The 12722-nt window shown below is 50.3% G+C and carries 10 protein-coding genes and 2 rRNA genes (1 of these 12 running past the window's edge); 8 read left to right on the forward strand and 4 right to left on the reverse strand.

The features are described from left to right. The first annotated feature begins 7 nt into the window (after positions 1-7). The 8 genes from IPP66_00305 to IPP66_00340 all read left to right on the forward strand — a co-directional run bounded on the left by IPP66_00305 (position 8) and on the right by IPP66_00340 (position 10549). Positions 8-889, forward strand: a complete 882-nt coding sequence (locus IPP66_00305) for a homocysteine S-methyltransferase family protein (GenBank protein MBK9923711.1) — start codon at positions 8-10, stop codon at positions 887-889. A 48-nt stretch (positions 890-937) separates the two neighbouring features. Continuing rightward, positions 938-1927, forward strand: coding sequence for a hypothetical protein (locus IPP66_00310; GenBank protein ID MBK9923712.1), 990 nt, complete (start codon positions 938-940; stop codon positions 1925-1927). Between the two features lie 24 nt (positions 1928-1951). Further along, the gene (locus IPP66_00315) at positions 1952-3940 is read left to right on the forward strand and encodes a hypothetical protein (GenBank protein ID MBK9923713.1); all 1989 of its coding nucleotides are present in this window, start codon (positions 1952-1954) and stop codon (positions 3938-3940) included. 91 nt (positions 3941-4031) lie between these two features. Beyond that, positions 4032-4745, forward strand: a complete 714-nt coding sequence (locus IPP66_00320; protein MBK9923714.1) for a LysM peptidoglycan-binding domain-containing protein — start codon at positions 4032-4034, stop codon at positions 4743-4745. Positions 4746-4835: 90 nt separating this feature from the next. After that, entirely contained in the window at positions 4836-5378 is a 543-nt protein-coding gene (locus IPP66_00325) for an NUDIX hydrolase (protein MBK9923715.1), read from the forward strand. 4 nt (positions 5379-5382) lie between these two features. After that, on the forward strand, positions 5383-5739 hold the full coding sequence (locus IPP66_00330) for a DUF4406 domain-containing protein (protein ID MBK9923716.1): 357 nt from the start codon (positions 5383-5385) through the stop codon (positions 5737-5739). A 185-nt stretch (positions 5740-5924) separates the two neighbouring features. Beyond that, positions 5925-9482 (forward strand): pyruvate:ferredoxin (flavodoxin) oxidoreductase, encoded by a 3558-nt coding sequence (nifJ, locus tag IPP66_00335; protein MBK9923717.1) that lies wholly within the window; start codon positions 5925-5927, stop codon positions 9480-9482. A 65-nt stretch (positions 9483-9547) separates the two neighbouring features. Continuing rightward, positions 9548-10549 carry a dihydroorotate dehydrogenase-like protein gene (locus IPP66_00340; protein MBK9923718.1) on the forward strand — a complete coding sequence of 334 codons (1002 nt, stop codon included), beginning with the start codon at positions 9548-9550 and terminating at the stop codon, positions 10547-10549. Positions 10550-10622: 73 nt separating this feature from the next. On the opposite strand, the gene infA is transcribed toward IPP66_00340, so the two are convergent. The 4 genes from infA to IPP66_00360 form a co-directional block, all read right to left on the reverse strand. Next, complete coding sequence (gene infA / locus IPP66_00345) at positions 10623-10871, reverse strand: translation initiation factor IF-1 (protein MBK9923719.1); 249 nt, start codon at positions 10869-10871, stop codon at positions 10623-10625. A 20-nt stretch (positions 10872-10891) separates the two neighbouring features. Next, positions 10892-11092, reverse strand: a complete 201-nt coding sequence (gene rpsU, locus IPP66_00350) for a 30S ribosomal protein S21 (protein MBK9923720.1) — start codon at positions 11090-11092, stop codon at positions 10892-10894. 253 nt (positions 11093-11345) lie between these two features. Further along, positions 11346-11462, reverse strand: a 5S ribosomal RNA gene (gene rrf, locus IPP66_00355). A 74-nt stretch (positions 11463-11536) separates the two neighbouring features. Beyond that, positions 11537-12722 (reverse strand): 23S ribosomal RNA (locus IPP66_00360) (it continues 1780 nt past the right edge of the window).

Genomic DNA, 12722 nt, shown 5'->3' on the forward strand with positions numbered 1-12722 from the left:
GGAAACAATGAACAAATTTCTTGAACGATTGAATAGCGGCGAGATCCTGGTTGCCGATGGCGCAACGGGATCGAATTTGCAAAGGATGGGGCTCAAGCCGGGCAAGCCGCCCGAAGACCTCATCATCGACGACCCTGATATTCTCTTGAAGCTTGAGTCGTCGTTTGTGGAGGCAGGCTCGGACATCATCCTAACCTGCACCTTCGGCGGAACTCGTATGCGGATGAAAGACTCGCAATATCAGGACCGTGCCCCGGAAGTGAACATCCGCGCGGCAGAGCTTGCCCGTAAAGCCGCCTCAAAACGGACCGATGTGCTGGTCGCTGGTTCGATGGGCCCGGTCGGTGCTTTGCTCAAACCCTACGGCACGCTCGACGAGGCAGAGGTCCAAGCGACGTTTGCAGAGCAGGCGAAAGCCCTTGCCGATGGTGGCGTGGACTTCCTGCTCATCGAAACAATGTTCGCATTCGAAGAGACGAACGCCGCATTTGCCGGTGCCCGTTCCGCCACAGACCTCCCCATCGTGGTTTCGTTCAGCTACGACCGAGGCACGCGCACGATGATGGGCATCAAACCCAAAGACGTTATCAAGAAGTACAGCGAGTTGGGCGCTACACTTATTGGTGCAAACTGTGGGACAACGCTGGAGAACATGGAAGCCGTGGTCAAGGAATATGTGGAGGCTGTTCCTAACTTCCCGCTGTGGATCAAGCCAAATGCGGGCGTCCCACACATGGATATTGAGACCGAGCAAGGTGTATACGATATGACACCCGAAGACATGGGAAATTACGCAAAGAAGTATGTCGCTTTGGGCGCAAAGGTCGTGGGTGGTTGTTGCGGAAACACGCCGGAGCATATCGCGGCCATCGTAAAGGCTGTAAAATAATTTTGTAGGGGCGGGTCTAAGTCTAAGACCCGCCCCTACACGTTTAATATGCGTGAACAAATCCTTTCTTTATTAGCTGGCCAAAAAACAGGCGCTATTCCTACCTTCAGTGGATTGATCCACATCACGACCGAAGGATTGAAACGTGAGGGATTGTCTTTGCATGAAGTCCATCATGATGCAGAGAAGATGGCGCATGCGGCGGCAAGTACATTTAAGTTGACTGGAATGTCATCTGCGACACTTCCGTTGGATCTGTGTGCACCTGCTGAGGCGTTGGGGTCAGATTTGAACTTTTATGAAGATGGGAGAGATCAGTTTCCGCAGGTCAAGAGGGTGATATTCGACTCGTGTAAAAGTTTAATCGCAGAATTCCCTGAGAATGCTGAGATTTCTAAGTTGGGGCGAATCAAAATTATTTGCGAAGCAATGCGGTTAGTGAAAGAAGATATTGGAAAGGGTATTGTTATTTCAGGGTTGATCCCCGGGCCGTATACATTGTTACTATATCTTTGCAATGTGACGAACATGGTCGTTGAAATGAAAAAGGAACCGCAGGTTGTTCTCGATGCACTTTTGCATCTCTCTTCGTTCCTTGCGAAGATCGGTAAAGCGTATCACGATGCAGGCGCGGACTTTATCACCATCCACGATATGGGAGGGTCGGCTGGATTTGTGGGGCCATCCGTATATGAGCGTTTCGTGTTCCCTGCTGAAAAGAGCCTGATCGAGCAATTGCCCAAGCCAAGTGTATTGTCAGTGTGTGGGAGGATGGACAAGGCTTTACATCTTCTGTCACAAACAGGCGCGAATGCATTCTCAGTGGATCATACGACGGATATCCAGTCTGCGCGTGAGGTTTTGAAAGATACATTGCTGTTCGGGAATATCGACCCTGTTGAAATACTTTGGCAGGGAGACGAGGCCCGTATCGCTGAGGCAGTTGTCGGTGCGAAAGAGGCGGGCGTAGACGCAATCTGGCCAGGCTGTGATCTGGTCCCATCTACGCCAATCCAAAATATAAAAGCGCTTTGCTAAAGACGAACATACTATAATTGACGCATGCCATCATTCCGTCTTACTGAAAAACATATCCCACTTCTTTTTGTCATCATCACTATCCTTGCTTATGGACTTCTCGTCCCGTTCACCGGCTTCTATTGGGATGACTGGCCTTTCTCTTGGCTCGCAAGATTTTTAGGTCCCGCTGAATTTTTACCGGCATTCATTGGCATTCGTCCGTTTCTGATACCGATCTTTTTTGTGACGACGAGTCTCGTCCCGCCGGTTCCCATCTATTGGCAAATCTTCGCCCTCGTCATACGCGTCATTGCCGGACTTTCAGCCTGGTTCGCCCTAAAAAATGTTTGGCCACGCTTCAAGTTTCAAACCCTGATTGCATCGTTGTTGTTTTTGGTCTTTCCCGCATACAGCCAGCACTGGGTGGCATACACACACATCAATCAGGAGTGGATTGCATTCATCCTGTATCTACTTTCGATGGGCCTGACTTTCAGAGCCATTCGTAATCCACACAAATCAAAAGCGTATACGGTCTATGCCCTTCTCTTGATGTTTGAAGGTCTATTCGCAACTGAATACACTCTCGGCATGGAACCCCTGCGCTTTCTTTTTATATGGGTGATCCTTTCAGAGGAGATCACGGATTTAAAGAGAAGCTTCCTCAAAGCCTTGCGGACATGGCTCCCCTATCTGGGTATCTGGCTTTTGAACGGTGTGTGGCTGGCTTGGTATTACAGTAGAGGGTACAACGCTTACGATGTTGAGATCATCAACAAATCTCATACCAATTTTTTTCTGGTTTTCGGCGAAGCAGTTTGGAAGGCAGGATTATACGCGTGGGCACAGGTGCTTGTATTGGTATCTAAGGCCATCACCTCCCCATCCTCTATTTTAACTGTCGCGCTAATCGGCTTGAGCTTTATCATTCTATTCCTCATTATCAAAAAGTTTTCCGATTCCCAGCCTATTACAAGAACAACCTATCTTCAATTTATTTTGATCGGTCTGATCGGCCTTATACTGGGGCGCGTCCCTTCACTAGCGGCAGGGTTGCCATTCCGGTTACAGTCCAGTTTTGACCGGTTTGCCATTTCGATGATGCTCGGAGGGAGTCTATTCATTCTTGGGCTTGTCGAATGGCTGGTCAAAAATCCGCGTTTGAAAGTGTATACCTTTGTGTTGTTGATCTCACTAGGTGTGGGGCAACAGTTCTTCAATGGGAACATCTTCCGCCGTGATTGGGAGCGGCAACAGGAGATCTTCTGGCAGATGAAATGGCGGATGCCGTCCCTCGAGCCGAACACCCTGCTTCTCTCCAACGAGATCGCCGTTGACTACGAAAGCGATATTTCCTTGATGGGCCCCATCAACTGGATCTACGAACCAGACTATAAAAGAGGCAACCTACATTATTTACTCTTGTATCCCAAGAATCGGCTCGGCGGTACGCTCCCTTCACTCGAACCAAATACAAAGGTGGAATTCAAACTCCGCACTGAAACTTACTATGGCAACACGTCACAAGCGGTTGTGTTCTACATGCCAGAGAATGGATGTCTGCGTGTGCTCGATCCTCAATTGGGCGATCAGGAAACCTATAACAATGTGCTTGGAGAAATCACCAAGGTCGTCCCTCTTTCCGATACATCGCTTATTCATGGAGATGAACTGGAACCTGCCGAATTCCTCGCGAAGCCAGATATAAGCTGGTGTTATTACTATACAAAAGCAGAGCTTGCTCGTCAATTCAAAGACTGGGATCAGATCCTATCGCTGGAAAAGGAAGCAAAACAAAACGGATTTGAGACAGACGACCCCTTCGACCAACTGCCGTTTATCGAAGCAAATGCAATGAAGGGCAACTTTGATGCGGCAAAAAAACTTTCAACACGCGCGATCAAGGATAATGCACAAGTACGCGTCGGGGTGTGCAAGGTTTGGGAGCGGGTGCAAGCTGAAGGTCCAGAGGGAGACGAGGCGAAAACAAACGTTTCAGGTGCATTGCACGAATTCCAATGCACGAAATAACATCCCTCCAATATCCCACTACATAACTTGACGCGCTAACTCGGATGTGCTACCATCCCTAAAACTTTTGTTCGATACTGAGGAGAAATCTATGTCACGTACGAATCGAGGCAAGGTTATTGTCTCAACATTGCTTTTGGTTGCGGTTCTGTTATCTTCCTGTGAACAGCCGTACTCCACACAACCTGCTGTCACCAACACACCATTGGATCCCAACAGCTTTTTCACTACCCCAATTGCTCAGCAACCGGATAGCATGAGTGACGTGGAAAAATTTACAACGCAAACCGCTCTCGCCAGTACGCCGGGTGCGGTTGTGCCTAGCGCTACAGTGGGCACTCCTGTGGCAGGCGCACCTACCACAACTGCCACGCCAGCAATCGCTCTCAACCCCACATTCACTGCCACACAGGCAGTTGTGGTGGTGCCGACTTCTACATCTGCGCCTGTTTCATCAGGTGCAAAACCCGGCACGTATGTGTTGAAGAACGGTGAATTCCCTTACTGTATCGCACGTCGTTTCAATGTTGACCCCGATGCATTGCTTTCTCTCAGTGGGTTAAGCAGTGCCAGCGCAGATAGTCTCTCTGCAGGGACTGTTCTAACCATCCCACAAAGCGGCTCGTTCCCCGGCAGTCGTGCGCTCGCCTCACACCCCACCACATACACTGTCGCATCCAGCGATGAGACCGTTTACGGAGTGGCGTGCAAATTCGGCGATATTGAGCCATCAGCTATTGCACAGGCCAATAATATTTCTGTGGATGCATCTTTGACCGCAGGCCAAAGCTTACAGATCCCATAATTATCGAGACACCGTAATATAAAAGCCCGGGCAATGCCCGGGCTTTTTGTTTTATAATCATCGAAAGCTTTTTTATAGAAGGAACCCAATATGCCATTTGAATTAATCAAATCAGAACCGCTCCTACAAGGACGTGCATTCAGGATCCGTCGCGATCTTCTCAAAACCCCGGATGGAAAAGAAACAAAGCTTGATATTATTGAACATGGTGGGTCTGTTGTGATCATACCTGTAGATGCCGATGGGAATCTGTTATTCGTACGTCAGTATCGACATGCAGCAGGCATAGACTTGCTTGAACTACCCGCAGGTACACGCGACAGTCTTGATGAACCCTATGAAGAATGTGCCGCACGCGAGATCCGGGAAGAGACCGGCATGGAGGCAGGTAAGCTTGAAGACCTTGGCAAGTTCTACCTTGCGCCTGGATACTCCACAGAGCTTATGGGAGTATTTCTTGCAACTGACTTGAAGCACAATCCGTTGGAAGCGGATGAAGATGAGTTTCTTTCCGTTGAAAAGATATCGATAAAAGAAGCTTTTGAGATGGCAGGACGTGGAGATATGCCAGATGCCAAGTCTTTGGCGGCTTTGTTACTGGCAAAACCTTATCTGGAGAAATATCTTGGCTAACCCAATGATGATCCTCATTGCCGGTCCTTATCGCTCAGGGACAGGTGACGACCCAAAGAAAATGGAAGCAAACGTCCATGAGATGGAGGCGTATGCACTTCCCATCTTTCGTTTAGGACACATTCCCGTGCTAGGAGAATGGCTCGCGCTTCCTCTCGTCCATTTGGCTGGGTCAACAAAAGTTGGAGATGAAGCTTTCAATGAAATATTTCATCCGATTGCAGAACGACTTCTTAGCAAATGCGATGCAGTCTTACGGGTGGGTGGCGCATCGCAAGGAGCAGATCTGATGGTGGAAGTGGCCAGGAACAAGGGTCTACAGGTTTTCAAGGGGCTTGAAGAGATCCCATCTGCAAAATGATCGAAAATACGCAAAACAGGAGCCAATAAAGCTCCTGTTTTTATTTTCCACCATTCCTATCCGAAATATGACAACAAGCATGGGTATTTAAGTCATTCATAACTAACCCCCACGGGGTAAAGGGGATAAACTTGTACAGATAAAGAAATTCACAGGCCTCGTGCCTGTTTCCTAAAGGAGTACGTATGAAAAAATCTGTAATTATGACAGACGGCAATGAAGCCACAGCATCGGTTGCCCATCGGTTGAGTGAAGTGATCGCGATTTACCCGATCACGCCCTCTTCCAATATGGGTGAATTTGCCGATGAATGGTCAGCCAAAGGCAAGAAAAACCTATGGGGTACCACCCCGCTCGTCGTTGAGATGCAGTCCGAAGGTGGAGCCGCAGGTGCAGTTCACGGTGCGCTTCAAACTGGCGCACTCACAACCACGTTTACCGCGTCACAGGGCTTACTCTTAATGATCCCGAACATGTACAAGATCGCAGGTGAGCTCACCAGCACGGTCTTCCATGTTGCGGCACGTGCCATTGCGGCGCATGCTCTCTCCATTTACGGAGATCATCAAGATGTGATGGCAGTCCGCCAGACGGGTTGGGCATTGCTCTCCAGCGGATCGGTGCAGGAAGCGCATGATTTTGCCGCTATCGCACAGATGGCAACGCTCAAAGCCCGTGTCCCATTCCTGCATTTCTTTGACGGGTTTCGCACCTCGCACGAAGTGAACAAGATCTTCCAAATTTCGGATGAAGAACTCCGATCTCTCGTGGATGATGACCTGATCCGTGAACACCGGGCCCGTGGTCTCACCCCGAACAACCCCGTCCTGCGCGGCACCGCTCAGAACCCGGATGTCTACTTCCAGATGCGTGAAGCGGCAAATAACTATTACACCGCCACCCCCGGCATCGTACAGGAAGCCATGGACAAGTTTGCCAAGGTTGTTGGAAGACACTACAACCTGTTCGACTATTACGGCAGTCCAGATGCAGAGCGTGTGATCGTTATCCTTGGCTCAGGCGCTGAAACCGTTGAAGATACTGTCAACTATTTGACGGCAAAAGGCGAAAAAGTGGGTGTGGTATGTGTAAGACTTTACCGCCCATTCTCGCTGGAACACTTCGTTAAAGTGCTTCCCAACACTGTAAAATCCATCGCCGTGCTCGACCGCACCAAAGAACCCGGCTCATCCGGTGAACCTCTTTATTTGGATGTGGTGAACGCACTTGTTGAAGCAAATCGCACGGGCATCAAGACCATTGGTGGACGTTACGGGCTTTCCTCAAAGGAATTCACCCCCAACATGGTCAAAGCCGTGTTCGATGAAATGAGCAAGCCTGAACCCAAGGTCCATTTCACCGTTGGTATCAATGATGATGTGTCACACACCAGCCTTGAAGTAGATCCGAACTTCAAGGTCGAAACCGAAGGCACAATCAGTTGTGTGTTCTTCGGCCTCGGCGCAGACGGTACCGTGGGTGCCAACAAGAACTCCATCAAGATCATCGGTGAAGAGACCGACAACTACGCGCAAGGCTACTTCTATTACGACTCGAAGAAATCGGGTACGGTCACCATGTCGCACCTGCGTTTTGGTCCAAAACCCATCCGTGCGCCGTATTTGATCGAGTTGAATCAGGCAAGTTTCGTCGCCTGTCATCAATTCTCATTCCTTGAGCGCGTGAATATGCTCAAGTATGCCAAAACAGGTGCCACCTTCCTTCTCAACAGCCTGTATGGTCCCGATGAAGTGTGGGATCAACTCCCCTCCGAAGTACAGAAGGACATCATTGAGAAGAAGCTGAAATTCTACGTTATCAACGGCTACGAAGTCGCTGAAAAGACGGGTATGGGCGGACGCATGAACACCATCATGCAGACAGCCTTCTTTGCCATCAGCGGCATCCTTCCTCGTGAAGCGGCCATCGCCGAGATCAAACACTCCATCGAGAAGACCTATGGCAAGCGCGGCGAAGCCGTAGTGAAGAAGAACTTTGAAGCTGTAGATGCGACCATTGCCAATCTTTATGAGGTCAAGGTCCCAGCGAAGGTAACGTCAAAGACGACGCGCCGCCTCCCAGTCCCGGCTGAGGCGCCTGAATTCGTCCGCAATGTGCTTGGTGAGATCATCGGCGCGAACGGCGATAATATCCCCGTATCCGCGTTCCCGATCGATGGAACCTTCCCAACTGGCACCACGCAGTGGGAAAAGCGCAATATCGCTTTGGAAATCCCTGTGTGGGACGAGAAGCTCTGTATTCAATGCGGTAAGTGCGTGATGGTTTGTCCGCATGCAGTCATCCGCCACAAGGTGTATGACGAAAAGTTGGTTGCGGGTGCCCCTGAAACATTCAAGCACACCGCCTCGAAGTTCAAGGAATTTTCACCTGGTTACGCTTACACGGTGCAGGTTGCGCCGGAAGACTGCACAGGTTGTACTTTGTGCGTAGAAGTCTGCCCAGTGAAGGACAAGGCGCAGGTCGGACGCAAGGCCATCAATATGGCTCCACAACCGCCTCTGCGCGAACAAGAAGCCAAGAACTGGGATTTCTTCATGGAAATTCCTGACTTGGATCGCAAATTGGTCAATCCATCCACGATTAAGAACTCACAGTTGCTACGCCCATTGTTTGAGTTCAGCGGCGCCTGTGCAGGTTGTGGTGAGACGCCATATGTCAAACTGGTCTCGCAGTTGTTCGGTGACCGTGCGGTCATTGCGAACGCGACAGGTTGTTCCTCCATTTACGGCGGCAACCTCCCCACCACCCCATGGGCTGTGGATGCAAAAGGCCGTGGTCCCGCGTGGTCGAACTCCTTGTTTGAAGACAATGCAGAGTTCGGTCTCGGTATGCGGTTGACAATCGACAAGCAAACCGAATATGCCCGTGAATTACTGGGCGCATTCGAGAAGGAACTTGGCAAGGACTTGGCCGAAGCCATTCTGAATGCCAACCAGACAGATGAAGCAGGTATCGAAGCACAACGTGAACGCATCGCCGAGCTCAAGAACAAACTTGGCAAATCCAGCGACACCCGCGCGAAAGACCTCGTAAGTCTGGCTGATAATCTCGTCAAAAAATCCGTGTGGATCATCGGTGGTGACGGCTGGGCGTATGATATCGGCTACGGCGGTCTCGATCATGTGATGGCAAGCGGACGCAACGTCAATATCCTCGTTCTCGATACCGAAGTGTATTCGAACACAGGCGGTCAGGCCAGCAAGTCTACACCGCGCGCCGCTGTCGCAAAGTTCGCCATGGGCGGTAAGGGGTTGCCGAAGAAAGATCTCGGCCTCATTGCCATGTCCTATGGATATGTATATGTGGCACGTGTTGCGATGGGCGCCAACGACCAACAGACCCTGCGCGCTCTGCTTGAAGCCGAGTCCTATGATGGTCCGTCCATCGTTATCGCGTACAGCCCCTGTATCGCGCACGGCTACGACATGGCAAAAAGCCTTGAGCAAACAAAACTTGCGGTTCAATCGGGTCACTGGCCCATGTACCGCTACGATCCGCGCCTCGCACACCAGGGACAAAATCCGCTCGTGATCGAGTCGAAAGAACCGACCATTCCGATCTCACAGTATGCCTATAACGAGACCCGTTACAAGATGCTCACGCAAATGGACGAAGCCCGTGCAGAGGAATTAATGATCGAGGCACAACAAGATGCCAAATCCCGCTGGACCCTATACCAACAGATGGCGGCAATGCACTACAACGGAGATAAAAAGGAGTAGGAAACAAAAGGGGCGGGAGTTCCCTCTCGCCCCTCCTTAACCTTACTCATTTTTTGGAGAATACCATGACCGATCTTTCTACAACTTATCTTGGTCTGAACTTAAAGAACCCTCTCGTCGCCTCAGCCTCTCCCCTATCAAAGAAGCTGGATACGGCAAAAAGGCTTGAGGATGCAGGCATTGCGGCAATCGTAATGTATTCCCTCTTCGAGGAACAAATCATCCACGAAAGCCTGGAACTCGACCATTACTTGAATCGCGGAAGTGAATCATTTGCTGAAGCACTATCCTACCTGCCAGACGGTGGTATGTATGGAATTAGCCCTGAAAAATACTTGAATCAAGTAGCTGGGCTGAAGAAAGCCTTGTCCGTGCCCATCATCGGTAGTTTGAACGGTGTCTCAAAAGGTGGCTGGACAAAGTACGCGAAAAAAATCGAAGAAGCAGGTGCCGACGCTCTGGAGCTTAACCTGTACTTCATCCCCACCGACATGGATTTGACATCATCTGATATCGAAGACATGCAGGTGGAATTGGTGGCAGAGGTCAAGTCTGCTGTCAAAATCCCGTTGGCTGTGAAGATCAGCCCGTTTGTGACATCCATTCCTAACTTCGTAAGGCGTCTTGTAGGTGCAGGTGCTGACGGCTTGGTGTTGTTCAATCGCTTCTACCAACCCGACTTTGATCTCGATGAGCTTGAGATCGTCCACAGCCTGGATCTGAGCACTTCTGCAGAATTGCGGTTACCCCTACGCTGGATCTCGATCCTGCACGGAAAAGTCGATGTAGATTTTGCCCTGACCAGTGGCGTACATTCCCACAAGGATGTGTTGAAAGCTATGATGGCAGGTGCCAAGGTCGCAATGACAGCTTCGAATCTGCTCCATAATGGCGATCAGGCCGTCGGTCAGATCTTAGGCGATCTGGAAGCGTGGATGAAGGAAAAAGAGTATGTGTCCATTCAACAGATGCAGGGAAGCATGAGTCAGAAGTCCGTAAAGGAACCTGCTGCTTTCGAACGGGCAAATTATATGAAGGTATTGGGATCGTTCAGAGACCTTCCATAAGAAAGATCATAATAATAATAAAGGCTCCCGAGTATATCTCGGGAGCCTTTTTGTTTCAAAAATAATACTGTATTTATTCTTCGGCGGGAACAGGAGAGGTCTTGCGTTGGCGGAAGGTAATACGGGCACGGGTCAGGTCGTAGGGGGACATTTCCATTGCCACGCGATCACCCAGAAGGATGCGAATATAATGCTTGCGCATTTTTCCTGAAAGATAAGCCAAAACTTCATGGCCATTATCCAACTTTACGCGGAATTGTGTACCAGGCAAAGCCTCGACAACTACACCTTCTGCACGAATTTTATCTTCTTCTTTTGCCATATTACCTCTTTCTACTCGATTCACTCGCCATCGCGGGTGAATGTACGCCGTTTGATGCGACGGATCGCTTTCTTCTTTTCCATGCGGCGCTGTTCGCTCTTGGAAACGAACCAGCGTTTGCGGCGAACAGTGCTTAGGACACCACTTTTAACGACCTTTTTGCGAAAGCGTTTGAGAAGGGAATCCTGGGATTCGCCATTACGTAAATTTACAGATGCCAAAACAAGTCACCTCCTTTCCGCATGGAAGTAGCCGACAAAAAAAATCGGCCGATGTATACATACTCGGCCGAGGACACAACTCAAGCAAGAAGAAACGACAAAGTGATCAATGGATCAAAACGTACGCTTCACACTCCTCTATTTTGCAGGAATGGGACGAAACAAGTTGTCCCTCAACCGAACTACATTTTGAATTATACACGATTCATGCGCAGACGAAAAGTCTGCGCATGCAATATTAAAAGAAAAAGCCTCTTGGCAATGACCTACTCTCCCAGGAGGTCGCCCTCCAAGTACCATCGGCGCTGACGGACTTAACTGCCGGGTTCGGGATGTTACCGGGTGTGACCCCGCCGCTCCAATCACCAAGAGACTTATTCACAAGTTAATGCTGAATAAAAACTGACATATCTATCGCGAAGAGTAATAAGTTCTCCACATCACGGGATTCAGCCCTCGACCATTAGTACGACTTAGCTGAACACATTACTGCGCTTACACTTGTCGCCTATATAGCAGGTGGTCTACCTGCGGTCTTACTCTGTTAACCAGAATACAGGGATCTAATCTTGAGGCGAGTTTCCCACTTAGATGCTTTCAGCGGTTATCTCTGCCCGACGTAGCTACCCAGCAATGCTCCTGGCGGAACAACTGGCACACCAGAGGTCAGTCCACTCCGGTCCTCTCGTACTAGGAGCAGCTCCTCTCAAATCCCTTACGCCCACAGCGGATAGAGACCGACCTGTCTCACGACGGTCTGAACCCAGCTCGCGTACCGCTTTAACGGGCGAACAGCCCGACCCTTGGGACCTTGTCCAGCCCCAGGATGCGATGAGCCGACATCGAGGTGCCGAGCGAGATCGTCGATGTGAACTCTTGGATCTCACCAGCCTGTTATCCCCGGGGTAGCTTTTATCCGGTAAGCCACGGCCCTTCCACTCGGTACCGTGGGATCACTAAGCCCTACTTTCGTATCTGCTCGACGCGTTGGTCTTGCAGTCAAGCTCCCTTATGCCTTTACACTCTTTGGGTGGTTTCCATTCACCCTGAGGGAACCTTTGGGCGCCTCCGTTACCTTTTAGGAGGCGACCGCCCCAGTCAAACTGCCCACCTGGCACGGTCCCCCACCCGGATGACGGTGTGGGGTTAGGGTCTAAATATAATCAGGGTGGTATTTCACTGGCGGCTCCACCGAGGCTAACGCCCCAGCTTCAAAGCCTCCCACCTATACTACACAGATCATACCCAAACACAATGCCAAGTTACAGTAAAGCTCCACGGGGTCTTTTTGTCCTGCTGCGGGTAGGCCGCATCTTCACAGCCATTTCAACTTCACCGGGTCCCTCGTTGAGACAGTGCTCTGATCGTTACGCGGTTCGTGCGGGTCGGAACTTACCCGACAAGGAATTTCGCTACCTTAGGACCGTTATAGTTACGGCCGCCGTTCACCGGGGCTTCAGTTCAAAGCTTCGCTTGCGCTAACCTCTCCCTTTAACCTTCCGGCACTGGGCACGCGTCAGCCCCTATACATCGCCTTACGGCTTAGCAGAGACCTATGTTTTTGTTAAACAGTCGCCAGAGCCATTTCACTGCGACCTCCCAGCGCTTTGGTTACCCGAACGCTAGAAGG

Origin of the sequence: Candidatus Defluviilinea proxima (genome assembly GCA_016721115.1) — a bacterium.
Lineage (GTDB): Bacteria > Chloroflexota > Anaerolineae > Anaerolineales > Villigracilaceae > Defluviilinea > Defluviilinea proxima.

Bases quoted from the DNA above. Each gene is read 5' to 3' on its own strand.
- IPP66_00325 (MBK9923715.1), top strand. From the start codon at position 4,836: ATGCCATTTGAATTAATCAAATCAGAACCGCTCCTACAAGGACGTGCA.
- nifJ (MBK9923717.1), top strand. From the start codon at position 5,925: ATGAAAAAATCTGTAATTATGACAGACGGCAATGAAGCCACAGCATCG.
- IPP66_00340 (MBK9923718.1), top strand. From the start codon at position 9,548: ATGACCGATCTTTCTACAACTTATCTTGGTCTGAACTTAAAGAACCCT.
- IPP66_00315 (MBK9923713.1), top strand. From the start codon at position 1,952: ATGCCATCATTCCGTCTTACTGAAAAACATATCCCACTTCTTTTTGTC.
- infA (MBK9923719.1), bottom strand. From the start codon at position 10,871: ATGGCAAAAGAAGAAGATAAAATTCGTGCAGAAGGTGTAGTTGTCGAG.
- IPP66_00330 (MBK9923716.1), top strand. From the start codon at position 5,383: ATGATGATCCTCATTGCCGGTCCTTATCGCTCAGGGACAGGTGACGAC.
- IPP66_00305 (MBK9923711.1), top strand. From the start codon at position 8: ATGAACAAATTTCTTGAACGATTGAATAGCGGCGAGATCCTGGTTGCC.
- IPP66_00320 (MBK9923714.1), top strand. From the start codon at position 4,032: ATGTCACGTACGAATCGAGGCAAGGTTATTGTCTCAACATTGCTTTTG.
- IPP66_00310 (MBK9923712.1), top strand. From the start codon at position 938: ATGCGTGAACAAATCCTTTCTTTATTAGCTGGCCAAAAAACAGGCGCT.